The 23,425-nt window shown below is 32.3% G+C and carries 25 protein-coding genes and 1 tRNA gene; 9 read left to right on the top strand and 17 right to left on the bottom strand.

Features of this window, described 5'->3' with window-relative positions:
- Nucleotides 1-53 precede the first annotated feature (53 nt).
- Together lplA and AC6QZF_RS07830 are read left to right on the top strand one after the other, a co-directional pair.
- The gene (gene lplA, locus AC6QZF_RS07835) at nt 54-1,034 is read left to right on the top strand and encodes a lipoate--protein ligase (protein WP_499799325.1); all 981 of its coding nucleotides are present in this window, start codon (nt 54-56) and stop codon (nt 1,032-1,034) included.
- Nucleotides 1,035-1,050: 16 nt separating this feature from the next.
- On the top strand, nt 1,051-2,859 hold the full coding sequence (locus tag AC6QZF_RS07830; protein ID WP_499799324.1) for an AMP-dependent synthetase/ligase: 1,809 nt from the start codon (nt 1,051-1,053) through the stop codon (nt 2,857-2,859).
- On the opposite strand, the gene AC6QZF_RS07825 is transcribed toward AC6QZF_RS07830, so the two are convergent.
- From AC6QZF_RS07825 to AC6QZF_RS07785, 9 genes are all read right to left on the bottom strand, one after another.
- Nucleotides 2,856-4,226: a phosphodiester glycosidase family protein gene (locus AC6QZF_RS07825; RefSeq protein ID WP_499799323.1), complete on the bottom strand. Its 1,371-nt coding sequence runs from the start codon at nt 4,224-4,226 to the stop codon at nt 2,856-2,858. The genes AC6QZF_RS07830 and AC6QZF_RS07825 overlap by 4 nt on opposite strands.
- Nucleotides 4,213-6,012 carry a tetratricopeptide repeat protein gene (locus tag AC6QZF_RS07820; protein WP_499799322.1) on the bottom strand — a complete coding sequence of 600 codons (1,800 nt, stop codon included), beginning with the start codon at nt 6,010-6,012 and terminating at the stop codon, nt 4,213-4,215. Before AC6QZF_RS07820 ends, AC6QZF_RS07825 begins: the two co-directional genes overlap by 14 nt.
- 163 nt (nt 6,013-6,175) lie before the next feature.
- Nucleotides 6,176-7,546 carry a dipeptidase gene (locus tag AC6QZF_RS07815; RefSeq protein WP_499799321.1) on the bottom strand — a complete coding sequence of 457 codons (1,371 nt, stop codon included), beginning with the start codon at nt 7,544-7,546 and terminating at the stop codon, nt 6,176-6,178.
- 21 nt (nt 7,547-7,567) lie between these two features.
- Nucleotides 7,568-8,320 carry an SDR family NAD(P)-dependent oxidoreductase gene (locus AC6QZF_RS07810; protein WP_499799320.1) on the bottom strand — a complete coding sequence of 251 codons (753 nt, stop codon included), beginning with the start codon at nt 8,318-8,320 and terminating at the stop codon, nt 7,568-7,570.
- Nucleotides 8,321-8,369: 49 nt separating this feature from the next.
- Nucleotides 8,370-8,963, bottom strand: coding sequence for an HAD-IA family hydrolase (locus tag AC6QZF_RS07805; protein ID WP_499799319.1), 594 nt, complete (start codon nt 8,961-8,963; stop codon nt 8,370-8,372).
- Nucleotides 8,956-9,411 (bottom strand): universal stress protein, encoded by a 456-nt coding sequence (locus tag AC6QZF_RS07800; RefSeq protein ID WP_499799318.1) that lies wholly within the window; start codon nt 9,409-9,411, stop codon nt 8,956-8,958. The genes AC6QZF_RS07805 and AC6QZF_RS07800 overlap by 8 nt, the downstream gene beginning before the upstream one ends.
- Nucleotides 9,412-9,426: 15 nt before the next feature.
- Nucleotides 9,427-10,482, bottom strand: a complete 1,056-nt coding sequence (ispG, locus tag AC6QZF_RS07795; protein WP_499799317.1) for a flavodoxin-dependent (E)-4-hydroxy-3-methylbut-2-enyl-diphosphate synthase — start codon at nt 10,480-10,482, stop codon at nt 9,427-9,429.
- A 2-nt stretch (nt 10,483-10,484) separates the two neighbouring features.
- Nucleotides 10,485-11,450: a rhomboid family intramembrane serine protease gene (locus AC6QZF_RS07790; protein ID WP_499799316.1), complete on the bottom strand. Its 966-nt coding sequence runs from the start codon at nt 11,448-11,450 to the stop codon at nt 10,485-10,487.
- A 17-nt stretch (nt 11,451-11,467) separates the two neighbouring features.
- Entirely contained in the window at nt 11,468-11,842 is a 375-nt protein-coding gene (locus AC6QZF_RS07785) for a hypothetical protein (protein WP_499799315.1), read from the bottom strand.
- Nucleotides 11,843-12,037: 195 nt separating this feature from the next.
- Between AC6QZF_RS07785 and AC6QZF_RS07780 the strand changes: the two genes are divergently transcribed.
- Nucleotides 12,038-12,110: transfer RNA gene (locus AC6QZF_RS07780), tRNA-Gly, on the top strand.
- A 130-nt stretch (nt 12,111-12,240) separates the two neighbouring features.
- Entirely contained in the window at nt 12,241-12,651 is a 411-nt protein-coding gene (locus AC6QZF_RS07775; protein ID WP_499799314.1) for a LexA family protein, read from the top strand.
- A gap of 72 nt (nt 12,652-12,723) precedes the next feature.
- On the opposite strand, the gene AC6QZF_RS07770 is transcribed toward AC6QZF_RS07775, so the two are convergent.
- Complete coding sequence (locus tag AC6QZF_RS07770; RefSeq protein WP_499799313.1) at nt 12,724-13,617, bottom strand: lytic murein transglycosylase; 894 nt, start codon at nt 13,615-13,617, stop codon at nt 12,724-12,726.
- Between the two features lie 116 nt (nt 13,618-13,733).
- Between AC6QZF_RS07770 and AC6QZF_RS07765 the strand changes: the two genes are divergently transcribed.
- A complete protein-coding gene (locus tag AC6QZF_RS07765) occupies nt 13,734-14,309 on the top strand; it encodes a hypothetical protein (protein WP_499799312.1) in 576 nt (191 codons plus the stop codon).
- Here the strand turns inward: AC6QZF_RS07765 and AC6QZF_RS07760 are convergent, their stop codons facing one another.
- Nucleotides 14,310-15,518, bottom strand: coding sequence for a response regulator (locus tag AC6QZF_RS07760; protein WP_499799311.1), 1,209 nt, complete (start codon nt 15,516-15,518; stop codon nt 14,310-14,312).
- Between the two features lie 183 nt (nt 15,519-15,701).
- Here AC6QZF_RS07760 and AC6QZF_RS07755 point away from each other — a divergent pair, with 183 nt between their 5' ends.
- Nucleotides 15,702-16,352: a TlpA family protein disulfide reductase gene (locus AC6QZF_RS07755; RefSeq protein ID WP_499799310.1), complete on the top strand. Its 651-nt coding sequence runs from the start codon at nt 15,702-15,704 to the stop codon at nt 16,350-16,352.
- Nucleotides 16,353-16,405: 53 nt separating this feature from the next.
- Here AC6QZF_RS07755 and AC6QZF_RS07750 read toward each other — a convergent pair whose 3' ends face one another.
- Nucleotides 16,406-17,149 carry a carbohydrate ABC transporter permease gene (locus tag AC6QZF_RS07750; protein ID WP_499799309.1) on the bottom strand — a complete coding sequence of 248 codons (744 nt, stop codon included), beginning with the start codon at nt 17,147-17,149 and terminating at the stop codon, nt 16,406-16,408.
- Nucleotides 17,150-17,274: 125 nt separating this feature from the next.
- A complete protein-coding gene (locus tag AC6QZF_RS07745; protein WP_499799308.1) occupies nt 17,275-17,877 on the bottom strand; it encodes a Maf family protein in 603 nt (200 codons plus the stop codon).
- A gap of 89 nt (nt 17,878-17,966) precedes the next feature.
- Between AC6QZF_RS07745 and AC6QZF_RS07740 the strand changes: the two genes are divergently transcribed.
- Entirely contained in the window at nt 17,967-19,223 is a 1,257-nt protein-coding gene (locus tag AC6QZF_RS07740) for an asparagine synthetase B (RefSeq protein ID WP_499799307.1), read from the top strand.
- Nucleotides 19,224-19,281: 58 nt separating this feature from the next.
- The gene (mtgA, locus tag AC6QZF_RS07735) at nt 19,282-19,971 is read left to right on the top strand and encodes a monofunctional biosynthetic peptidoglycan transglycosylase (protein WP_499799306.1); all 690 of its coding nucleotides are present in this window, start codon (nt 19,282-19,284) and stop codon (nt 19,969-19,971) included.
- Here the strand turns inward: mtgA and AC6QZF_RS07730 are convergent.
- Nucleotides 19,968-20,354 carry a MerR family transcriptional regulator gene (locus AC6QZF_RS07730; RefSeq protein ID WP_499799305.1) on the bottom strand — a complete coding sequence of 129 codons (387 nt, stop codon included), beginning with the start codon at nt 20,352-20,354 and terminating at the stop codon, nt 19,968-19,970. The two genes, mtgA and AC6QZF_RS07730, sit on opposite strands and share 4 nt — an antisense overlap.
- Nucleotides 20,355-20,477: 123 nt before the next feature.
- Here AC6QZF_RS07730 and AC6QZF_RS07725 point away from each other — a divergent pair, with 123 nt between their 5' ends.
- A complete protein-coding gene (locus tag AC6QZF_RS07725) occupies nt 20,478-20,783 on the top strand; it encodes a DNA-directed RNA polymerase subunit omega (RefSeq protein ID WP_499799304.1) in 306 nt (101 codons plus the stop codon).
- Between the two features lie 28 nt (nt 20,784-20,811).
- Here the strand turns inward: AC6QZF_RS07725 and AC6QZF_RS07720 are convergent, their stop codons facing one another.
- From AC6QZF_RS07720 to AC6QZF_RS07710, 3 genes are read right to left on the bottom strand one after another with little or no spacing between them, the layout of a single operon-like run.
- Nucleotides 20,812-21,435, bottom strand: coding sequence for an N-glycosylase/DNA lyase (locus AC6QZF_RS07720; RefSeq protein ID WP_499799303.1), 624 nt, complete (start codon nt 21,433-21,435; stop codon nt 20,812-20,814).
- The gene (locus AC6QZF_RS07715) at nt 21,435-22,259 is read right to left on the bottom strand and encodes a PstS family phosphate ABC transporter substrate-binding protein (protein ID WP_499799302.1); all 825 of its coding nucleotides are present in this window, start codon (nt 22,257-22,259) and stop codon (nt 21,435-21,437) included. The genes AC6QZF_RS07720 and AC6QZF_RS07715 overlap by 1 nt, the downstream gene beginning before the upstream one ends.
- Complete coding sequence (locus AC6QZF_RS07710) at nt 22,252-23,364, bottom strand: ATP-binding protein (protein ID WP_499799301.1); 1,113 nt, start codon at nt 23,362-23,364, stop codon at nt 22,252-22,254. The genes AC6QZF_RS07715 and AC6QZF_RS07710 overlap by 8 nt, the downstream gene beginning before the upstream one ends.
- Nucleotides 23,365-23,425 lie beyond the last annotated feature (61 nt).

Here is a 23,425-nt window from a genome sequence, read left to right as displayed (position 1 = left end):
TTCAATTCTTAATCGTTTTTCCTCATTGTTTTATTGAATAATTTGAGGAAAAAATGTTTTGTATTCTAAATAATTCAACTGAACCATATTTCAATCTTGCTGCGGAAGAATACTTTTTCAATAATTTTAGTGAAAATATTTTTATGCTTTGGAGAAACTCGCCCGCTATCATTGTCGGAAAACATCAAAATACTCTTGCTGAAATCAATTACGACTATGTGAAAGAAAACAATATCAAGGTTGTTCGCCGTATGACTGGTGGGGGAGCGGTTTTTCACGATTTGGGTAATATTAATTTTACTTTTATTGAAACTGGTGAAAGCGAAAAACTTGTTGATTTTCGCAAATATGTGCAACCAATATTAGATATTCTTCTCAAATTAGGTGTTAATGCAAAATTCGAAGGTAGAAATGATCTAACAATAGATGGGAAAAAATTCTCCGGCAATGCCGAACACGTCTATAAAAACAGAATTCTTCATCACGGTACCATCTTGTTTTCCGCTAAGATGTCTGATCTAACCCAGGCTCTTAATGTAAAAGATGTAAAATATACCGATAAAGCAGTAAAATCTATTCGCAGTCGTGTTACAAACGTTTCTGAACATTTGCAAACACCCTTGACTGTGCTGGAATTCATCAACCTTGTATTCAATCATATCCTTGAAATGTATGAAGATGCTAAAATTTATGAAATAACCGAAGAAGACACTAGAAGAATAAAAGAATTAGTTGAAAAAAAATATTCGACTTGGGAATGGAATTTCGGTTATTCTCCAGAATATAATTTCTCAAAATCAGTTAGAACCGAAGGTGGGACTCTCGAAGTTTCTATGTTTGTCGAAAATGGTATAATTCAAAGATTGAGATTTTATGGTGATTTCTTTACTCACAGAGATATTTTCGAAATCGAAGAGGCGTTCGTTTCCATACAACATAGGGAAGATAAGGTAATACAAGTTCTAAGCCAGTTTAATTTAGATGATTACTTTTTTAATATCAATCAAAATGATATTCTTTCAGCAATGTTCTAATTTGAGAGAGTAGAAAATGAAATATTTAACCATTCCTGAATTGTTTAACAAAACTTGTGATAAATGGGGGAGTAGCAAAATTTCGTTCCGATACAAACAAAATGATGAATGGATTAACTTGAATTACGAACAACTGCGAGATAAAGTATTTAGTTTAGCGCTTGCCTTTATGGAACTTGGTATTCACAAAGGCGATAAAATTGGTATTGCATCAGAAAATCGTATTGAATGGATTATTTCTTCTTTTGCAATATCACTTATTGGTGCTATTGATGTACCAATTTTCCCGATTCTTACTGCAAAGCAAGAAGAATATATTTTCTCTCATAGTGAAGTTTCTGCAATTATAGTTTCAAACAATTTCCAGCTAAAAAAAGTTCTTGAATTTAAAGATAATATCCCGTCGTTGAGGCACATTATCGTAATGAATGATGATTACGACAAGAAAAACGTCTTTGTGCGTTCTATTGCTGAACTTCTTGAACGTGGTGCGTTTCTGCGAAATAAACATGAGAGAGATGAAATAATTTTAGATTGTTGCAATAAAGTAAATGAAGATGATTTACTTACTATAATCTACACAAGTGGTACTACTGGCAATCCCAAAGGTGTTATGCTTACTCACAAAAACGTAGTATCTAACGCAATTGCATCACTAAAAGCGTTTGGTGGTGATGTATGTAAAGATGTTTCTCTCTCATATTTGCCATTGTGTCACGCTTACGAACGAACTGCTGGTTTCTACGCATTCTTTCTTGGGGGTGCTGAAATTGCTCTTGCAGAATCTATTGATACTGTCGCCTCCAACATTAAAGAAATACGACCTACTTTTATGACAACAGTTCCTAAATTGCTTGAAACAATCAAGAAAAAAATATATTTTGCTATGGACAAGGAATCTCCTATCAAGAAAAAAATATTCAATTGGGCTGTTTCTGTTGGAGTTAAATATGTTAGAAGTAGCTTGAACAACAAAAATAATCCTATTTTAAAAACACAATATAGTTTGGCCGACAAACTTGTTTTTTCTAAGTTACGCGAGAAACTTGGTGGCAGGCTAAACAGAATGGTTTCAGGCGGTGCAGCTTTGCCGGTTGATGTTGCAGAGTTCTTTTGGGCAATGGGAATCAAAGTTTATGAAGGTTACGGCCTGACAGAAGCATCTCCTGTTGTTTCTTTAAACAGAGAAGATAACCCAGAGCTTGGAACTATTGGTGTGCCATTAGATAATGTTGAGGTTGTCCTGGCTGACGACGGTGAAATGTTGGTTCGTGGACCTAATGTAATGAAAGGATATTGGAAAGACGAATTAGCAACACAAGAAGCAATTGATTCAGATGGCTGGCTCTATACTGGCGACATTGCTGTTTTCACTAAAAAAGGAAATTTGAAAATTACTGATAGGAAGAAAAATATTTTTGTATCGAGTGGAGGAAAAAATATTGCACCACAACCTATCGAAAATCTACTCTCTCAAAGTAAATATATTGATCAATGTGTTCTAATAGGGGAAAGAAGGGAATATTGTACTGCTCTACTTACTCCTAATTTCGAGCAACTTAAACAATTAGCGTCAGACCTTGGAATTTCATATAACAGTGAAGAAGAACTTATTATTAACGACAAAATTATTCAACATATCAAGAAGGAAATTGATTTTTATCAAAAAGACTTATCCAAATTCGAAAAAATCAGAAAATTTTCTCTTCTTAGCAAGCCTTTTAGTGTTGAAAATGGTGAATTAAGCCCTAAAATGAGTATCAAAAGGCACATTGTCGAAAGAAATTACGCTGAAATTATTAATCGAATGTATAACGAAGATTAATTTTTCTCTATACTTTTAATCCCTATTCCCACAGATATTTTACGCGAGGAATAGGGATTTTCTCTATTTAATATATTTTTGCCATTTATTACCATTATTGTTGATCCGCCGCCATCTAAATTCATTGCATCGTAACAACCAATATATTTCATAATTCTTGATAATGCTGTTAAATTTGCTCCTACCGTTTTTTCTGATGGGTTAGTTGGTTTGATTGCAACTAAATAAATTATATCTTTCTTTCTATTGTAACCGATGGCTGTTCTGGGTAAATTCTTTTGAATAAATCTCTTGCCTTTCGAACCTTCTTTTTGTGCCTCGTGTTCAGCAATGCCCTTACGAATCAAGCGAGGTGTTCCACATACTCCATCAGTGAAAATTTGCTTTTTCTGGACGTTTGTTGAAAATTTAATTTTTATTGTATCACCAACATTTGGCAGTTGTTTACTTCCGAAATCCTGACCAAAAGACACAATACAACCATTTTGTGGCATATTAATAACATTAAATGCCTTTTCTATTACTAAACAATTAATTTCAGAATTAATTGTTGGTTCGTTGAGATACATTACACTTATTTTAGGCGTGGAAAATTCAATTGAATTCATCAATTCTGTCTTGATTAATTCCTCTTTCATAGATTCAAGGTTAAATTCCGCTTCTGTTGAATCATTATATATTATTTCTTCTGAATTGTCTTTAATTTGTGAAATAGTTTCTTCTATTTTTTGTATATTTAATTCGGGTATCTTAGAGCTGCTAAACTTGTTGTAAATAACAATACCGCTCGAATCTGTTCTTCTATTAACATCTTGAATTCTAAACTTATTCCTATTGTTAAGAATTATTTCTCCAGATATTTTAAAATTATCAATAAATGGTGTTCCAGAAGTATTAAATAGTATTGAACTCCATTCTTTGTAACTATGAAGTTGTACTACCTCACCGTTAACAATAACTGGTCCAATAGGAAAATTCGAATAGGCTCGCCAAAAATTCGCATTTACTGCTCCATAAATATTTTCTTGATACAAAGAATCGTAGTATTGAATAATATTTGATAATTTATCCAGAGCAGTGATATTCTCTTTAGCTTTCATAACCGTTGGTGTGCAATTACATTCTTTCAAATGTGCTTTGATAATATAAGTGTCGTGTCTGTTGCAGTTATAATTAATTATTGCTCTTTGAAAATATATCCCTTCGCCAAGAATAGTATCTTGAATAAAAATGTGTGAAATTGGAGGACATTTCCTACTGACTTTTTTCTTCTTTTTGGCTTCAAGAGACTGAAAACTTGCTATAAAAATTGTAATTAAGAAAAAAAGTATTAAATATCGAAATCTATCAGAATTATATAGTTTCATTTCTCAAACTTTTGATTTTTTCTCTAATTTCTGGTAAATAAATCGAAAGTGGATATTTTGACAAAATTTCTGTATATAAGTTTAAAGCATTTTGCTTGTTGTTCATTAACACAAGCGCATCGGCTTTTCTTAACAGTGCAAAATCTCCATAAATTGAATCGGGAACCTTTTGCAATAAATAATCAACTGTTTTAATCACTGATTGATATTCTTCATTTAGAAATTCCATCTCTATTTGCTTTTTTAAGGCTAATTCAAATAATTCAGTTCCCGAGGATAAATTAGCAGTAGTCGAATACAATTCTATTGCTTCTTTCAGATTATTCCTTCGTTCCTCGAATTCAGCACGGGCAAATGTCGAAAGTGCTTTTGTATATTGTTTGTTTTGCTCAATTAAAACAATTCTATTTAAAGATGCATTAGCAATATCGGTTTCAGGTATAATTATCAAATTTGCATATTGTTTGAGTGCTGTATCCAATAATCCATTAAAAAAAGAAATTTCGGCTATTAGAAAGTTCGCTTTATTAGCAAAACTTTGAAAATTGTTCGAATTGTTTTTAATAAAATTATTCAGAATAGCAGTTGCATCTTCGAATTTTCCCAGATTAATGTAAATATTTGCCAAATCAATAGTTGCAGACGCAGCAATATTTGTCCGTGGTCGTTCAGAAATAGCAGTATTGAGTTCTTTAATTGCATCATCATAATTACTTAAATAGTTCGATAGAATATAAGCAATTCTAAGCCTACTCTCTGTTGCTTGCTGTGTATTGGGGAATTCCTTGATAATACTTTTATATTTTGTAATTAATTCGTTTGCCGATTCTTTGGAGATTTGCTTTTGAGCCATTACCTTTTGTTCTAACGTTCTTGTATATCCATACAAAGCAGAATGAATTAACGGGTGGTTCTTCCCAAGATCAATTACAATACCATAAGCCTTCATTGCTACGTCGAATTGCCCATCTCGACGGCATTCCTCAGCAAATCTTAATATTTCTGCACCGTTTGCTTTCTTTAATCTATCAATATTTTTGAATAAATCAAGTGCTTGATCTAATTTGTCAGTTGTTCTATAAAACCAAGCAAGCAATTCTTGAGCAATTATGTTGTTGCTGTTATTATTAGCTAATTTTATTAATTCATTTAAAATATATTTGTCAGCTTCTTCATTTATTAATAATGCATATATTCTGCCTTGCGTAATTGCCAAATTCCAATTGACTTGAAACTGGGATAAAATCTCAGTTAATCCGTTTTTGTAGTCCCCGATTGCAATATAAAGTTTGCTTAAATTTTCAGAGAAAATAACATTGTTGTTTAAATTCTTTCGCCCTTGCTTTAAAACTGAAATTGCTTTGTCGAACAATCTCATTTGTATCATAGAATTAGAAATTTGCTCATAAACAAGCGGATTTTGGGAATAATCACTTATTGCTTTGTCCCATACTTTATTTGCATCATTTGTGCTACCGGTCCTCCATAATAGTTCAGCATAAACGCTTGAAGTTATAATATCTTTTTGCTTGTCGTATTTTTCCTTAACATATTGAAGCAATTCACTATATCTATTAAGAGAAGAAAAATTTCTTACCAATCCTTCAAAGATAATTTGATTATTACTATTTTCTTTATATAATTCTTCAAAAATTCTTGCAGCATTATTTATATCCCCGCTTTTCTCATACGTTTCAGCAAGCCGCAATCTTTGCTCTAACGCCGTCTGAGCAAATAAACAATTTTGAGCCAAAGCGATTAATATTAAAAAGATTATTTTTCTCATTTGCAATATCTAATCAATAATTAAAACTACAATAAAAAGTAGACGCAAAAACAACATATATGTTTTATTTTCTTACAGGCAATCAATAAAAAAGGTGACTGAAATAATTTCAATCACCCATATAAAATATAAAATATAAAATATAAAATATATTAACGAACCTTTATAATTTAGAATATTCGCTTAAAAAGACAGCTGATGCTTTTATTCCACCAAAAAAGTTCTCTAAGTTAATTTTTTCATTCGGTGCATGAATATTATCATCTGGCAAACCAAGTCCCATTAAAACTGGTGGGGCGCCCAACATTTTAGAAAAAGTGTCAGTTACTGGAATAGAACCACCTTCTCTCATAAAAACAGGTTTCTTATTAAAAGCTGCTTCCAGGGCTTTAACTGCTGCTTTAATTCCAGGGCTATCAATTGGTGTAATCACTGGGTTGCCACCGTGTGCTGGATTTACAATGATTTTGACACTTTTAGGAGCAATTGAAATCAAATATTTAGAGAGTTTTTCAGTAATATCTTGCGGATTTTGGTTCGGAACAAGCCTCATAGAAATTTTTGCTGATGCCTCTGATGGAATAATTGTTTTCATACCTTCGCCAATATAACCACCTTTTATTCCATTGACATCAATGCTTGGTCTTATCCAAATTCTTTCTAATACACTGAAATCTATCTCACCAGATAATTCTTCGACTTCAATACTTTTTTTAAGCTCATCTTCAGAAAATGGAAGGTTTTTGAAATGCTTACGTTCTTCTTCGCTTACTTTGACAACATCATCATAAAAACCAGGTATTATAATTTTACCCCTTTCGTCTTTGAGCTTTGTAAGCATTTTTGCTAATACAAAGATTGGATTATCAACTGCACCCCCATATGAACCGGAATGCAAGTCACGATTTGGGCCAATTACTTTTATTTCAACAAAGGAAATACCCCTAAGAGCATAACAAATCGAAGGTAGTCCAAAAGTATACCATTCAGTATCGGAGATCAGTACTGTATCGCATTTTAATATATCTTTATTATTTGCAATGAATTCATCTAAGTTACCGCTGCCAGCTTCTTCTTCACCTTCAATAAGCAATTTAACATTGACAGGTAGCTTCCCATAAGTTTGGAAATGTGCTTCAATTCCCTTGATATGTGCAAAAATTTGCCCTTTGTCGTCTGCTGTTCCACGCGCATATAATTTATTGTCAATTACAGTTGGCTCAAACGGTGGAGTATTCCATTCTTCAATTGGATCCACTGGTTGAACATCGTAATGACCATAAATGAGAACGGTCTTGGCATTATTTCCTGCTCCGAGCCATTCTGCATATACTATCGGATGTCCCTTTGTTTCGAAAATTTGAGTTTTTTCGAAACCGATTTTTGATAAATGTATTTTGAGCCACATCGCAGTTCGACGAACTTCTTCTTTATATTCTGGCTCAGCGCTAATGCTTTTTAGCTTTAAAAATTCTTTGAGCTGTTCTAAATGCTTTTCCTGATTGTTTTCAATAAAACTTAATAACTCTTTCATTGTATCCTTCTAATAATATTATTATTTCCTCGAAACAATAGTTGCAGTCGCCTGCTGTGTTGGTGTCAACACAATGCTTTGAATATTTACGTGGCGTGGTTGTTGCACAATAAATGAAGCAATTCGAGCAATATCTTTGCCTTTCAGTGCTTCAAGTCCTTTATAAACATTTGCAGCACGCTCTGCATCGTTATCAAACCTAACCAATGAGAATTCAGTTTCAACCATCCCTGGGTCTATACTACATACTCTAATATTATAACCATTTGTGTCAATAGTCATTCCTTTCGAGATTGCACGTTCCGCAAATTTTGTGCCACAATATACGTTGCCTCCTGGATAAACCTCGTGTCCTGCAATTGAACCAATATTAATAATATCACCATAATTTCTTTCAATCATTATCGGCAATATACAACGAGTTACGTATAATAGTCCTTTTACGTTAGTATCTATCATTTCTTCCCATTTCTCAATAAATCCATCCTGGATTTTCTCTAATCCTCTCGCTAGTCCCGCATTATTAATTAATACATCAATTGCTTTCCATTCGGCAGGCAAACTATCAATAGTTTCTTTCACTTGCTGAAAGTGCCGAACATCACATACACGAGTAATCACTTTGACATTGAATTTGCTTTGAATATCAGATGCAATTTCATTGAGTTTCTCTTTGCGGCGTGCTAAAATAATTAAATCTGCACCTTTCGATGCAAATTCGTAGCAACAAGCCCTCCCAATTCCGGATGTAGCACCGGTAATTAATACAATCATAATTATTTTTCGATTAAATAAATACAAAAATAATGAAAATATGTAAAAATTAAAAACTTAATGCAAAATCTTTTAATGTAAAATTGTCTGAAATTTTAATTCCCTGAACACCTAACAAAACGAACTTATCAATATTTTCTTGAATATCATCAAGGAATATTGTTTCTTGTGCGATTATTTGTGATTCTCTAAGGGTGTGTTTGTATATCGGAGCGGAAGGCTTTTTATATCCTACTTGAAATGAAAAATATAGTTTATTGAACTTATTAAAAATTTGCTTCATTTCATTATAAAATCTCTCGTAATGCAATGGACTTGTGTTGCTGAGCAAATATAGATTACATTTTTCTGAAAGTTTATTTATTGCTTCTTCCGAATATTCAAATGGTTCGATTAATATACTATTCCATACTAAATCAAATTCTTCATCTGATGCTTTCCAACGAAGCAAATTCCTGATATTATTTCTAAATTCATTTGTATTTATTTTACCGCATTCATATTTATCTATTATACCATTTAAAATATTGAAATCGAGTAATACACCAGTGCTTTTAGCAATTTCATAATACTTTCTGTGTGCTGCAAGCAAATCAACTTTATAGATAACATTCCCAAAGTCAATAACAATATTCTTAATCATTTGATTTTACTGGTATTTTAATCGATAAAACCGGACATTCTGCTTTGCGTAATACTTTTTCGGTAGTGCTACCAAAAATAAACCTATCGAATGAACTTCTGCCCGTGGTTGTAATGCAAATTATGTCGATATTATTGTTTTTGGCATATTCAACTATTTGGTCAGAAGCTCTACCGAAAAGTATTGTTGTCTTAACCTTATAATTTTCAGCAGATAATGATTGTTCAATCTTTTCTATTTCTGATTTTGAGCTATTCATTAATTCTTTTTCTATATCAACATAACTTAAATGACCGAATCCCATATCAGATGGATACAACGACGGTTCAATAACGTGCAGAATATGCAAAGTAGAATTGCCACACTCTGCAATTTTTTTAGCATATTCTAATGCTACTTCAAATCCCTCGAAAAAATCAGTCGGTATTAGAATGTTTTTAAAAGGCATATTTCACCTTTATGATTAGTATTTTTCAATTTCTTCTATTAATATTTCTAATATTTTCTCTTCTGGGATTTTACCAATTATTTCTCCCTTCTTGAAAAGCAATGCTTCTCCGTTGCCGCAAGCAACTCCAATATCTGCTTCTTTTGCTTCCCCTGGACCATTTACTGCACAACCCATTAATGCTACTTTAATCTTTTTTTTAATAGGACGAACTTTTTCCTGCAATTGTTTTGCAATTGGAATTAGATCAACCTGTAATCTACCACAAGTTGGACAAGAAATAATTTCAATATATTTTTCTTTTAGGTCAAGTGATTGTAAAATTTCTCGTGCAACTTCGACTTCTCGAACTGGGTCGTCTGTTAATGAAACCCTGATTGTGTCGCCTATACCTTCTGCAAGCAGACTGCCAATTCCAACCGCAGATTTTATTGTCCCACTTAAAAAAGTTCCTGCTTCGGTAACTCCCAGATGCAAAGGATAATTAGTCTTTTCTGATAACAATCGATAAGCTTCAATAGTTAACTTCACACTTGTGGATTTTACAGATATGCATATATCATCAAAATTAAAATCATTTGCTATTTGAACGTGCCGCATAGCACTTTCAGCCAAAGCCTCTGCTGTTGGATGACCATACTTCTCCAAAATATCTTTTTCCAACGAACCTGAGTTCACACCAATTCTAATAGGGATTCTATTTATCTTTGCTGCATCAAGCACTTTTTTAATTCTTTCGTTCGAACCAATATTCCCAGGATTAATTCGTACTTTTGCAACACCAGCTTCAATCGATTTCATTGCAAATATGTAATTAAAATGTATATCTGCAACTACTGGAATAGGGGAAAGCTTGCATATTTCTTTCATTGCATTAGCGGCTTCTTCATCATTTACTGTTACTCGTACAATATCAGCGCCTGCAAGTGCTACCTGTTCAATTTGTTTCAAGGTTGCAATTGTATCTGATGTTCTTGTTTTCGTCATTGTTTGAATAGTGATAGGCGAGCCACCACCAATCTCTATGTCGCCGACCAATATTTTTTTTGTGATTTTTCTTTCAAATTGCATTTCTACAACTTCTTGCTTAATTCAATAAGGATATGCTTTTCTCTGTCTGTAAGACTTTGATAACCGCTTGCAGAAATTTTATCAAGTATTTCATCAATTTGGTTTTGAGTAATGTTTTCACCGTTAATAGTAATTACAATTTTCGTGGAAGAAGGTGTCTCCTCTTTGCAAATTGTATAGTTTAAATTGTCGGGTTTATTAGTGAATGAATAAACTTTGGGTTCTTTCTCAAACTTGGTTCGTTGTGTGAAATAATCATCAAAATCATATTTTTTGGGTGCTTTTCGTCTAAAGAGTCTTTCAGCTACAGCGTAAATTCCAAGTTTATCACCGAATTTTAAGAGAAAAAATCCTGTTGCTGCTCCACCTAAATGTGCGAACCGTGCAATCTGGTCGTTAACTGAAAAACCAAAAATTAGTTCTATTGCAATCATCACAATAACGAAAATTTTAGCTTTAATAGGGATGAAAAATGGGAACATATATATTGGTCTATCTGGATAGGAAAGCCCAAAAGCTAACAAAATTCCATAAATTGCTCCCGACGCACCCACAGTTGGTGCAATTGTTCCCAACATTGGGCTTGCAATTAAATGCGTTATTCCCGCTCCAATACCTGATAATAGATAAAACGCTAAAAATTTACCTTGTCCCCACTCATCTTCGAGTTCTGTCCCAAACATCCACAAAACAAACATATTAAAGAAAATATGCCAAAAATTAGCGTGTAGAAATTGATATGTTAGTAATTGCCAAATATAGAATGTATTATTCGTGATAATATCAGAACCATCGAAAAATGGTTGCAATGCGAAATAATAAATAATTATCCTATCAAGAGGCACTCCACCAATTGTAAAAATTGATAGCATCAAATGCTGAACAATAAAAACTATAACATTTATCAGCATTATAGTCTTTATTACTGGCGGAAACAGGCTAAATCTTCTAAATCCATAATAACTCATTTTTAAAGGATCCTATCTTAATTCAGTGAAATATATATTGTAGTTGCGCTATTTTCAAGATTATTTAGCAATTTTTGATAATCTTTCCATATTAGCGAAAAAGTTTCGTAAGAATTGAAAAAATTATCACGATTTTCAAAAAAATCTTGCCAGGCTTTCATCATTTCGTCATAAAAATAAATAATATCTTGTTTATTATACATAATCTTCTTTTTAGAAATAAGCATTTCAGGTAAATTCTTTAATACTTTTCCCATAAACCTGAGAATTTCACCAATTGTTGAATGAATTTGTTCGGATATTTTTGTGTTCATTCTCAATATTTTGTTAAGCTCTTCAAGCGAGTCAACAATAGTATTGACCACTAATATCTGCTTTTCAATTGTTAGCACAAAAATTACTCCTTTTCTTATATAAGAAGTATTAATATGAAAAATAGTTTATTCTTCTGTGTTTCTTTTGCATAATGCTGCTTTTGAAGCCAATAAAAAATTATACTACTAACTGAAATTTATGCATTCACAACACAAATTTTTTGCTATTTTCCTGAACACTTCTTATTTTTGTGCCAGTTCTTTGTGCAAGAAGCGAAAGTAGCTCAGTTGGTAGAGCACAACCTTGCCAAGGTTGGGGTCGCGAGTTCGAGTCTCGTCTTTCGCTCAATCTTTCAAACGTTTTTCCCTCATTTTTTATAATAATTTTTTAAATATCAACATATTTTTCGTTGTTATTTAAAAATTTGGCACAAAAAATGATATCGTATGATTGTATATATATTTACGAGGGAACAATGAGGGTTTTCGAAAAATTTGATGTAGAGAAAAAGCAATACAATATTAAACTATTCGGTGATGATTCTTTTAATAATACTTATACATTCTCCTACAGTAATTTTAATATTGCTTCATACGTAGTTGATAATCCAGAAAGTTGCTTCTTAATTCGCGTTAAAGGCGATTCAATGGTTGGTGCTTCCATTCATAATGGAGATATTTTACTTGTTGATAAATATAAAACAGTGAAAAATGGCGATATAGTTGTCGCAGAAATCAATTCAAAACTTGTGGTTAAGAAAATTAAATTTGAGGAGCATTGTGTAACATTGATTTCTGAAAATCCGAACTATTTACCGATAATTGTTGGGAAAAACGACAATCTCAAAATCTGGGGAGTTGTTCGTTCTACAATTAAAACTATTTAGTCGAAAACCTTAATTCCCCCCAATTATGTTTTCGACTTGGTGGAAACGCCACAAAGCCCCCTTTTGGGGGTTTTATTTTGCAAATTCAGCAAGTTTTAGCACTGCTTCTACATACGCTGTGCTATTATTGTATGAAAATATTGCTCTTCTTTGTTCGCTTGGCTTTTCGCTCCATCCGTAGCTTTTCAAATAGTTTGCCACAGAGAAAACAGCATCTGATAAATTAAATAAATCAACTACACCATCATTGTTTCCATCAATTGCATACTTGATGTAAGATGATGGCAAAAACTGCGGAATTCCAAACGCTCCAGCCCACGAACCGTAAATATCTCCAATCGGTACTTTATAACGATTTCTCATAGTTTCTAATGCAAGTATTTCATTAATTGCCCATTGAGACTTTTTTTCTGATCTTTCTTTAAGGACAATTTTTAAACTATCTTGTTTTTTCTTGTCATCAGGAAATTTAAGTTCTATTTCTTTTTCGTTTAGCTTTATATACTCTGGTTCATTGCACATTGCCGTCGAGAGAAACACGCTGACAATATGATGCGTGCCTAAAAAATTACCAAACCTTGTTTCAACCCATAAAATCGAAGCAATTATTTCCTTAGGTACCGCGTATTGCCTTTCTGCTTGTTCCAATATTTCGCGATTCTTTACTATAAATTCTTTTGTACTATTAATCGAACTACTATTGTAAAAGTGTGAGTAATCTGTCTTACTTAAATATCCCGTAACATTTATTTTGACGTATTTTTCACTGAATTGAGTTTTACCATTCGATAACAGATGATATATAAAATTTGTATCTGTCCCTTTTTCAAGCAAAATAGCAATTATATTCTTAAAAGTATCTTGATTTTCAAGAAAATTTGTTTGTTGTGATGAAAAAGAAGTTTTGGTGCAGGAAATTGCATTTATTAATACAAAAATTACAATAAAAAAAGATAATCGTCTCATTCTTTAATAAATTATTATTGAAATTATTATTCAATTTACAAAAAAATCTTTATTTTTAATTAAGATTACTAATTCAAATACTTTAAAATTGTTGTCATACTATATTGAGAATTGCTATGAAAAAAATTATTACTTTAATTCTAATCTTCTCATTCTTCACGCACAATTATATTGCTAATGCTCAACCTCCGGAAAACGATAATTTAATGCTTAAAGGACTTATGTTCGATTTTGGCGGCGGTTCTGATGGACTTAGTATGGGATTTGGTTTCCGATATTGGATTGCAAGCCTATCGATTGGAGTTGTTGGTTTTGCAAACAAAATTCCTAAATATTCAAGTATTCCACCGACAGGAGTTAATCTAAATCCATCTCAACCTTTGCCAAACGGATTTGTCGAAGAGAAACATACTGGAATAATTGTTACATTCGACGGCGCGATTCATTATGAAATGTTCCCTTGGAATTTCTTTGGTAGTATTGGTTACTATACTCAACAAGATTCAGTTTTAGCAAAGCAAGTGAACACTAATGGGCAAGTATTAGGTAGATACAGGTATAAAGTTGAAAATAGTCAAGGCATTGCATTTGGTGCCGGTGCAAATTATTATTTATCTGATAACATTGGAATTGGAGTTGGATTGCATACTAAGCGTGGAGTATATGCTCAATTAGTTTATGTATGGGAATAGTTACTTATTCCTAATATAAATTTTACCTAATATTGGGTCAGTTCTATTAATTGTTCTTATACGCTCAATTCTTTCTTCGTTCAAATTTACATTTGGGGCAACAAGTATTAGCCCTGATTCTGTTACAATATGGCGAGCCGTTGTCATTGTTTCGTCCAGCTCGTGAATTGCAACAACGTATTCGCGTCCCCTAACTCCAAGAACGCGCGAAACTTCTCTCGATGCGAGATATTGATCATAGAAAGTGATTACTCTGTGGTCATATAACCTTCTTGCTTCTATAAACATTTGTTCAATTGTTTTCGAAGGGTTATCAGCATTTTTTTTCATTAGTTCTTCAAAATCTAATGCCACACGCAAAATCCTTGAACCAAGTGGAATTTCCCATGATTTTTTCCCCTCAGGGAAACCCGTTCCATCGAAGTTTTCATATATATGATAAATAATTGGTTCAATATTTTCGGTTCCTTTGATTTGTGACAGCATTTCGCGCGAATTTTTGGGAATATCAAGCATCTCTGGTTTGGTAACCATACCTTTTGCCATTGCAGGTGCTCCCACAATCTTTTCATTTAAGCCTATTCTACCACAAAAACATAATTCTGCCGCTTTCTTAATATTTTCGACCTCTTGCATTGTTTCACACAATTCTTTGCCAATAAACTCAGAAGCTTCAATAATTCTAGGCAGTCTTTTAACTAATTCCGGCATTCGTATTTCAATAAATCTTTTAATTTGTTCAATCATAGCCTGTGCTGCTTTATCAAGCTCTTGCTCATATGCATTCATCTTTTCTTTGTAGTCCTCTTCTGAATTAATCATTTTAACCACTCTAATTGCAGCACGCACCTTAGCTAAAAATACATCTACCGAAAATGGCTTTACTAAAAAATCATCAGCACCTTGCTGAATAGTTTTTATATTAACTTCTGGTTCTATGCTCGACGACATTGCAATAAAATAAAAATTCTTTGTATTTTCAGTAGTTTTGATTTTTCTCAATAGTTGCAAACCAGTCATTCCAGGCATTATTAAATCACATATTACAATTGAAGTATTTTCCTCTTTCATTAACGCTTCCCAGGCGCTTAGTGAGTCTGTAAAAAGCTTTACTTCAATATTCGGATATAATTTATTAATAATTTTCCATAGTGAAAACACTATTTGCTTTTCATCATCAATTATATATATGTTGAAATTCTTGCCCATTTTTTCTCTAAAGTTTTAATTTAAGATTACTCAATAATTGTGCCACTATTGTTTATTATTAATATTTTAAAATACGAAAAAAAATATTCCTTTTTGGTAATATTTTAAAATAATAGTCACAACAAATACGTTAATCACTTAATAAATATCGTCAATAATTATTAATAATTAAAGGGTTTATTTATGACAAACAACACAAAAATTTTCTTGATCCTTGCTTTCTCGTTTATTATTGCTTTTTCTCAGTCTGCTTGCACTCAGCAAAAGAAAGACAACCAACCTAAAAATACTGAAAATGTTCAAATAAAACAAGAGGCTAATTCAAATAATAAAGGAATAATTTCACCTGGAGTTTTTGAATTATCGGAAGTTGGTGAACGTGCTGAAAATAAATTAGTGGATTTTTTCTACAAAAACCTTGATAAAAACGTTTCAATCAAAAATTATGCAAAAGGGAAATATATATTTTTAAATTTTTGGGGAACCTGGTGTCCTCCTTGCAGACGTGAGATTCCTGAAATAATTGAAATACAAAAAGAATTGAAAGATGAATTAGTCGTTATCGGTGTTGCATTAGAAAGACAACCAGATTTCGAATCAGCTGGCAAAAATGTCTCTGAGTTCGTCGCTGCCAACGGAATTAATTATTTGAATGTAGTTGTCCCATCTGCAAGTCCTCTTAGAATGAAAATTGCTGGTGCTTATGGTGGTATTCAAGCAGTGCCTACTACTTTTCTTATCGACAAAGATGGTAATATTTTTGAAACTATTGTTGGTAGTCGTTCTAAAGCAGAATTTATGCAATCAATTAAACGTATGATGAGTAGACAATAAAGAATTTTTAGATTTTCTATTATTTATAGGCTGTCTTGAATTAAAAAGGCAGCCTATTTTTCTTTTATTAGTTTAAATTGAACAAATGATAAAATTGCCAAGACAATAAATAATATTATCGCAATAGCTGAAGCATACCCCATTAAGTTAGTTTTTTCGAATGCGTAAGAATAAATTAAATAAACAAGTGTTGTTGTTGAATTGAGTGGCCCGCCTTTTGTCATTACATAAATTTCTACAAAAATCTGGAATGATTTAATTGTATTTATCACTACTATAAATAATAACATTGAACGAGTAGATGGCAATGTGATTCTCCAGAAAGTTTTCCAGGAATTTGCTCCCATTATCTTAGCAGCATCATAATACTCTTCTGGAATTGCTTGTAATGCAGCCAAAAATAACACTGTATAGTAACCCGTAGACATCCATACATCCATTATCATTATTGCGGATAATGCAAAATCTGTACTTTGTAGCCATCCATTGTGAGGAAAAGGTAATCCCAAAGATTTAAAAATCAAGTTGATATATCCATTTTTCGAGTATAAGTTTATAAATATCAGTGAAATGACTACTAATGAAGTTACAGATGGCATAAAAATCGTTGTCTTAAAAAAGTTTTTCCATTTTGTCATTCTTGAATTTATGAACATTGCTAATAAAATTGCAAGTGAAGTTGTAACAGGAACTGTACCGAATGTAAAAATAATCGTATTTTTCAATGCTTTCCAGAAAAGCTTATCTTGAAAAATTGTTTCATAATTTTTTAATCCGGTCAATTTGAAACTGTTCAATAGGGAATTATAATCTCCGAAACTTAAAACTATAGACCATACAAAGGGATAAATCCAAAAAATCAGCAATATGATTATCCAGGGAATAACTAACGAAAAGTAAAAGCCGTTGTGTTTTGATAGTTTCATCGCAAAACTTCTTTTAGCATTCTATAAAATAACTCTATCGGAAGCCCAACAATATTATAATAACAACCATTTATATGACGAACAAATACTGCCCCAAAATCATCTTGAATGCCATAAGCACCTGCTTTGTCTATCGGAGAACCACTTTCAATATACGCGTATATTTCATCATCTGTAAGTTCTCTGAAAGTTACATCAGTTTTGCAATATTCGCTGATAATTTTTTTTGTGTGTTTGTTTATTAAAGTTATTCCTGTATAAACTTGATGAGTTTTACTGCTTAACTTTTTTAGCATCTCAAAAGCTTCGTCGCAATCCTTAGGTTTATTCAGATAGTTTCCATCTAAATATACAGTTGTATCGGCTCCGATAACTATTTCATTGCCTTCAAGTATTGACGAAATATTTTCAGCTTTTAAACGTGATAATTTCATAACATATTCGGCAGGCTGTAATTTTTCATTGATATTTTCGTTAATATTTGAAGGAATTACATCAAATTCCAAACCTAAATTTTTAAGAAGAGTGATTCTTCGTGGTGATTTTGATGCTAATACAATTTTTTGATTGATTTTCAGTAATTTTAAAATTTTAATCATCAAATTAATATTTTGATTGATAAACAAACAGCAAATATATTAATTTATTGGTAAAAACTGAATATGTAATAAATTCAAGGAAAAATAAAATGAAAAAAATATTTCTAATCATAATCTTGTTTATCTCGACAATTTCGCTTAAATCGCAAGTGATGGTTATTCCTATGGATTTAGCACAAACAAATCATCTCAAAGCGTATGGTCTTGTCTATTGGGCACTCAATCAAGGAATACAATCTGAATGGTTGCTGAATTACCGTGGCGGTTCGTTTATGATGGATTATCACGACAGAGTTGCAACAGAGTGCCGTATTCGAGGTATTTCGTTCGAAGCAATCAGCCAATCTAAAGCAGACGAAATATTAAGCTATGTCAGATCCGAAGGGGTTAATATGGATGCTGTGCGTCTCGAAAAAGCTCCTAAAATTGCTGTTTACGTTCAACCAGGAAATGCACCTTGGGATGATGCTGTAAGACTTGCATTAGAATATGCAGAAGTTAAATACGATGTGGTTTGGGACGAAGAAGTATTGGCTGGGAAACTAAAAGAATACGATTGGCTACATCTACATCACGAAGACTTTACTGGGCAATATGGCAAATTCTATGCTACTTTTGCTACTGCTCCGTGGTATATACAGCAAGTTTCAATTAATGAAAGTATGGCGAAAAAACTTGGTTTTAGGAAGGTCTCTGAAATGAAGAAAGAGGTTGCTCTTGCCATCAAAAAATACGTTCAGGAAGGAGGTTTTCTCTTTGCGATGTGTTCTGCAACTGATACTTACGATATTGCTTTGTCTGCTCTTAATGTAGATATTTGCGAAGTAATGTTTGATGGTGACCCTTGCGACCACAGAGCAAACGAAAAATTAGATTATAGCCAAACTTTTGCTTTTGAAAACTTTAAACTAATTCTCGATCCATATATTTATGAACATTCAGATATCGATACCGGTCCCACTATGATACAAAATCCAGAAGCAGACTACTTTACTCTATTTGAATTTTCTGCAAAATACGACCCAGTTCCAACAATGCTTACGCAAAATCACGTCAATGTAATAAAAGGATTTTTGGGCCAAACTACTGCTTTTAGAGAAAGCTTGATTAAAGATAAAGTTGTCATACTTGGCAAAAGAGAAGGTACTGATGAAGTTAAATATATTTATGGAAATATTGGGAAAGGCTTCTTTACTTGGTATGGCGGACACGACCCCGAAGATTATCAGCACGCTGTTGGCGATCCACCAACAGATTTGAATTTACATCGTAATTCTCCAGGTTACCGACTAATTCTTAACAACATTCTCTTCCCAGCTGCTCGCAAAAAAGAACAAAAAACATAAGTTTTTTCTCTATCCAATTTCTTATCTTTGTAAGTTTGGATAGATATTTGGAAGTATAATGTTGTTCAAAAAAATCATTAAGTACTTATTTTACAGTATTGCACTGTTTTTTGCTTCTTCTATTATTGCAGTTGTACTAACAAAATGGATTAATCCTATAATTACTCCTGCAATGGTAATGCGGACTATTGAAGGTGTATTTCAGGGAAAATTTGTCGGTATTAATCAAGATTGGGCTGCATTCGAGGATATTTCACCAAATTTTTTCAGAGCGGTTGTTGCTGCCGAAGATGCTAAATTTATGAGACATGATGGATTCGACCGAAAAGCAATAGAAGCTGCAAAACGATATAATGAAATTCATAAAGGAAAGAAAAAACGCGGAGCAAGCACTATTTCTATGCAAACTGCAAAGAACACATTCTTATATCATTGGCGTAATTACGTTAGAAAAGGCTTGGAAGCATATTTTACAATTTTAATTGAGAATATCTGGGGCAAAAAGCGTATTATTGAAGTATATGCTAATGTGATTGAATTCGGCGATGGGCTGTATGGGGTAGAGGCAGCTTCCCAACATTTCTGGGGCAAAAACGCCCGAAATTTAACAAAAAGAGAGGCTGCACTTCTTGCGGCTGTTCTGCCAAATCCACACCGTTGGTCGCCAGCTCGACCAACGCCATATATAAATCGACGTGTAGCTTGGATAATGGGACGTATGAATTCTGTTGCTATACCGAAAGCTTAATTACTTTTAAGATAATTCAGCATATCTCGCAATACTAAGAGCAATTCTTGCTTTAACTCTTTGTTTATTTTATTCGTTTGTTTATTTGTGGAATTAGTCCCCGATTCTTCAACAATTGAGTTGGGAATATATTTTTCTATTTCATTTGATTTTAATAGATTTTTCAGCCTATTATTTGCTTCTTTGACGCTTAATTTTTCTTCACGAATGAAGGATTTAATTAATTTGAGCGTTTGTAAATCTTTTTCTGAGTATATTCTATTCCCCGCACGATTTTTTCGCGGCTTCAAAAAATCAAACTCTTTTTCCCAATATCTTAAAATATATTGTTCTTCGTCTAATATTTTTGATATTTCACTAATAGAATAATATAGTTTTTTCATTTTGATTTGTTATTTCAAGTTTAAAAAGCAAAATTATTAATTCATTCCAATAAAAAAAGTTTTTTGTTATTTTTTTTATTATTATTTTTGTAATCTTTAATCCCATAAATTTATGGAGGGAAAATGGAAAAATATATTATCAATCCTGTTATCGTGCGAATGAAAGAATCCGAAAAAGGTTCAATTTATCAATCGATTGTTGCTATGGGAATGCGTGCCAGACAAATAAATGACGACATAAAAAATGAACTTAACAATAAAATGGCAGATATAATTCCAAATACCGACGAATCCGAAGGCGCAAATTTAGACCAAATTTCAATTAGTCGTGATTTTGATAAACTACCGAAGCCAACTTTCCTTGCTATGAAGGAAATTTATGAAGGCAAATTAACCTTCGAAATCCCAAAAGAAAGTGATAATCAATAAATATTAGGGTGTTCTTTAGGAGCACCCTTTATTTTAATATCATTCCAGTTTCATAACTCCAAAAAAGCAAATCTAATTCATCAAGTGAAATATTTACTTTTTTAGCATAATCTTTGAACTTCTCTTCTATTTCTAAATATTTAGTTTTACTGATTGACTTCGGAATACTTTCTATAATACCACATTTTATTAAATTTTTTAGCAAATGTCTATCTATTATTGCTAAATTTTTATATCCAATGTTCCTTAAAAAATGTGATGCCTCTTTGTAACCAATTCCTTTTATTAATTCCACAATTCTTTCTCTCTTTGCTATTGGGGCAATCGAACTGTCTAATATTTCCAGTAATTTAGGATATTTGTTTTTTGCTTCAACTAATCTTTTTGATTTTTGATTATGAAATCTTATATAATGTTCCCGTTTGGCTAGCAATTCCACAGGGTTGATATCTTGATTTAAAAAATCCATTTCAATTAATTTTTGTTCTACTTTTTCGGCATTTTTAGCAGATGATTGTGGTGTGCAGATACAATAACATAATTCGTAGAAATAAACTTCTTTTGGTATCGCAGCAAATTCATTTAAACGTTTCTTTATTAATTCTCTATTCTTATGATAATGTTTTTTTAATTCTACTGGCAGTTGCTTCATCAATAGGTAATATTCCAAATTGGCACATATCTGGATTGTTTAATTAACGATTGAGCATAATGACTCAATACCCAATCAATAAAATTTTTCACTGCTCCTTCGGGTTGTTTTAAAGTAATAAAATATAAATATCTGCTTAATGGATATAGATCTTTTCTTATATTTTCTTCTGTTGGTTCTACTCCATTGACTTTTGCATGTTCAACTCCGTCATCAAATCCGATTCCTCCAAAACCAATAGCATATTTGTCCTTTGCAATTTTCCCAACTAATTTATTTGTATTAGATTCTGATGAAGCTGCCGAACAAAATGATTCCCCGTTTAGTACTATTTGTTGAAAATAATAATATGTTCCTGAATTCGGATTCCTTATGAATAAATTAATAATGTGATCGAATCCTCCTAATTCTTTCCAATTATTAATTCTACAAGTAAATATTTTCCTTAATCTATCAATAGTAAAGTCTTTTACAGGATTATCTGGATGTATGTAAATACTAATAGCATCTTTTGCAATAAGGTATGATATTCCGATTGACTGATTTTCTGCTGCAAACATAGCAATTTCATCAGGTGTGAGTAATCTTGATACCATAGCTATATCAATCTCTTTGCTTGTAAGTGAAGCAATCCCATTTTTCGAACCTCCTCCGTCAACATATATTGCCACATTCGGATGTAATCTCATATACTCACGCGAAAGCATTTCAACTAATCCCAACATTGTATCGGAACCTTTGATCCTAATTGTAGAAGTCTTAGGCTGAAAAATATTACAGGAAGTTAATAATATTATAAAGAATATTGTAACTCTTCTAAACATTATAGTTTCTTTTAATTTCAATTGGATAGCGTGCCATAAATACGGTTCCTAACTCTTCGTCACTTCTGAATGAAACTTTGCCATTTAAATATCTTTCACTTAATAATTTCATGCTGTATGTGCCAAGACCACGGCCGGCCCCTTTCGTCGAAAATGAGCGCTTAAATATTTGTAGTTGAATTTCTCTTGGGATGTAAACTGGATTATGGACCCAAAATTCAACTTCATTTTCAAGCTCTGTACAACCGATAGTAATAGTTCCATTTGCTGGAGTCGCTTCGACTGCATTTTTCAGCATATTCAGAAGCACTCTACGTAGTAATGCTCTATCTGAAATAATCTTTATATCAACAGTCTTTGAATCAATATCGATTTTTTTATTTTTAACTTGATAATTCTTTGTGTAAGTAGATGCAATTTCTTCAACTAATTTTCTCGTGTAAATTTCATCAATAGAAATAACAAGTTCATGTTTCTCTGCGGATAAAAGCAATTTCTGTGAGTTAATCTCTTCAATTAATCTTTCAGATAGATTGAAAATGATATCTTTAAATTCATCAATATTATCTGGACTCTCATTTAATAGTTGAGCTATCCCATACAATCCGCCAGCAGTATTCAAAATATCGTGAAAAAAAATTCTTTCAAGTGCTTGACGGCGTTTTTCATCGCTAATATCTGATAAAGCTAATATTGAATATGTAGTCCCATTGTAATCATATGTGGTTGCCCATACTCGAAAATCAAGAGCATCTCCAGTTTCGTGTTGCTCTATTCTACATTCATGTACTACATTTTTGCCGTGTAAGCTCTCAACAATTGCTTTGAAAGCACCACAAGTTTGACAGGTTTCAGTTGTACCACAACCATATATTGATTCGGCTGCATGCCGACAATTAAGCAAGTGCCCTAATCTATTCCCAATAACTTGATGTATTTGCTTATCTTTGAAAAAATCATACATCGCTTTATTTGCAAAAACAACTCTCCTTTCCTCATCTATTATTAAATAGATTTCGGGGACAGCATTAATGAACTCGGACAGCTCTTGAATTTTATTTTTTAACAATTCTTCTGAGAATTCAGGAATTATATTATTTTCCATCGTGTTATTTTAAAAATAATAAAATATATTCAAATAAATTCAAATAAATATAGCAAAAAAA

Origin of the sequence: Eximiradius sp., from assembly GCA_937127445.1 — a bacterium.
In the GTDB taxonomy this organism is placed as follows: domain Bacteria; phylum Bacteroidota; class Ignavibacteria; order Kapaibacteriales; family UBA2268; genus JAKIZO01.
The sequence above is the reverse complement of the archived record's forward strand: the minus strand, read 5'-3'. Positions and strand labels throughout refer to the sequence as shown.

Excerpts from the sequence above, each read along its gene's own strand:
- lplA (WP_499799325.1), top strand. The coding sequence starts at position 54 with ATGTTTTGTATTCTAAATAATTCAACTGAACCATATTTCAATCTTGCT.
- AC6QZF_RS07830 (WP_499799324.1), top strand. The coding sequence starts at position 1,051 with ATGAAATATTTAACCATTCCTGAATTGTTTAACAAAACTTGTGATAAA.
- AC6QZF_RS07825 (WP_499799323.1), bottom strand. The coding sequence starts at position 4,226 with ATGAAACTATATAATTCTGATAGATTTCGATATTTAATACTTTTTTTC.
- AC6QZF_RS07820 (WP_499799322.1), bottom strand. The coding sequence starts at position 6,012 with ATGAGAAAAATAATCTTTTTAATATTAATCGCTTTGGCTCAAAATTGT.
- AC6QZF_RS07815 (WP_499799321.1), bottom strand. The coding sequence starts at position 7,546 with ATGAAAGAGTTATTAAGTTTTATTGAAAACAATCAGGAAAAGCATTTA.
- AC6QZF_RS07810 (WP_499799320.1), bottom strand. The coding sequence starts at position 8,320 with ATGATTGTATTAATTACCGGTGCTACATCCGGAATTGGGAGGGCTTGT.
- AC6QZF_RS07805 (WP_499799319.1), bottom strand. The coding sequence starts at position 8,963 with ATGATTAAGAATATTGTTATTGACTTTGGGAATGTTATCTATAAAGTT.
- AC6QZF_RS07800 (WP_499799318.1), bottom strand. The coding sequence starts at position 9,411 with ATGCCTTTTAAAAACATTCTAATACCGACTGATTTTTTCGAGGGATTT.
- ispG (WP_499799317.1), bottom strand. The coding sequence starts at position 10,482 with ATGCAATTTGAAAGAAAAATCACAAAAAAAATATTGGTCGGCGACATA.
- AC6QZF_RS07790 (WP_499799316.1), bottom strand. The coding sequence starts at position 11,450 with ATGAGTTATTATGGATTTAGAAGATTTAGCCTGTTTCCGCCAGTAATA.
- AC6QZF_RS07775 (WP_499799314.1), top strand. The coding sequence starts at position 12,241 with ATGAGGGTTTTCGAAAAATTTGATGTAGAGAAAAAGCAATACAATATT.
- AC6QZF_RS07770 (WP_499799313.1), bottom strand. The coding sequence starts at position 13,617 with ATGAGACGATTATCTTTTTTTATTGTAATTTTTGTATTAATAAATGCA.
- AC6QZF_RS07765 (WP_499799312.1), top strand. The coding sequence starts at position 13,734 with ATGAAAAAAATTATTACTTTAATTCTAATCTTCTCATTCTTCACGCAC.
- AC6QZF_RS07760 (WP_499799311.1), bottom strand. The coding sequence starts at position 15,518 with ATGGGCAAGAATTTCAACATATATATAATTGATGATGAAAAGCAAATA.
- AC6QZF_RS07755 (WP_499799310.1), top strand. The coding sequence starts at position 15,702 with ATGACAAACAACACAAAAATTTTCTTGATCCTTGCTTTCTCGTTTATT.
- AC6QZF_RS07745 (WP_499799308.1), bottom strand. The coding sequence starts at position 17,877 with ATGATTAAAATTTTAAAATTACTGAAAATCAATCAAAAAATTGTATTA.
- AC6QZF_RS07740 (WP_499799307.1), top strand. The coding sequence starts at position 17,967 with ATGAAAAAAATATTTCTAATCATAATCTTGTTTATCTCGACAATTTCG.
- mtgA (WP_499799306.1), top strand. The coding sequence starts at position 19,282 with ATGTTGTTCAAAAAAATCATTAAGTACTTATTTTACAGTATTGCACTG.
- AC6QZF_RS07730 (WP_499799305.1), bottom strand. The coding sequence starts at position 20,354 with ATGAAAAAACTATATTATTCTATTAGTGAAATATCAAAAATATTAGAC.
- AC6QZF_RS07725 (WP_499799304.1), top strand. The coding sequence starts at position 20,478 with ATGGAAAAATATATTATCAATCCTGTTATCGTGCGAATGAAAGAATCC.
- AC6QZF_RS07720 (WP_499799303.1), bottom strand. The coding sequence starts at position 21,435 with ATGAAGCAACTGCCAGTAGAATTAAAAAAACATTATCATAAGAATAGA.
- AC6QZF_RS07715 (WP_499799302.1), bottom strand. The coding sequence starts at position 22,259 with ATGTTTAGAAGAGTTACAATATTCTTTATAATATTATTAACTTCCTGT.
- AC6QZF_RS07710 (WP_499799301.1), bottom strand. The coding sequence starts at position 23,364 with ATGGAAAATAATATAATTCCTGAATTCTCAGAAGAATTGTTAAAAAAT.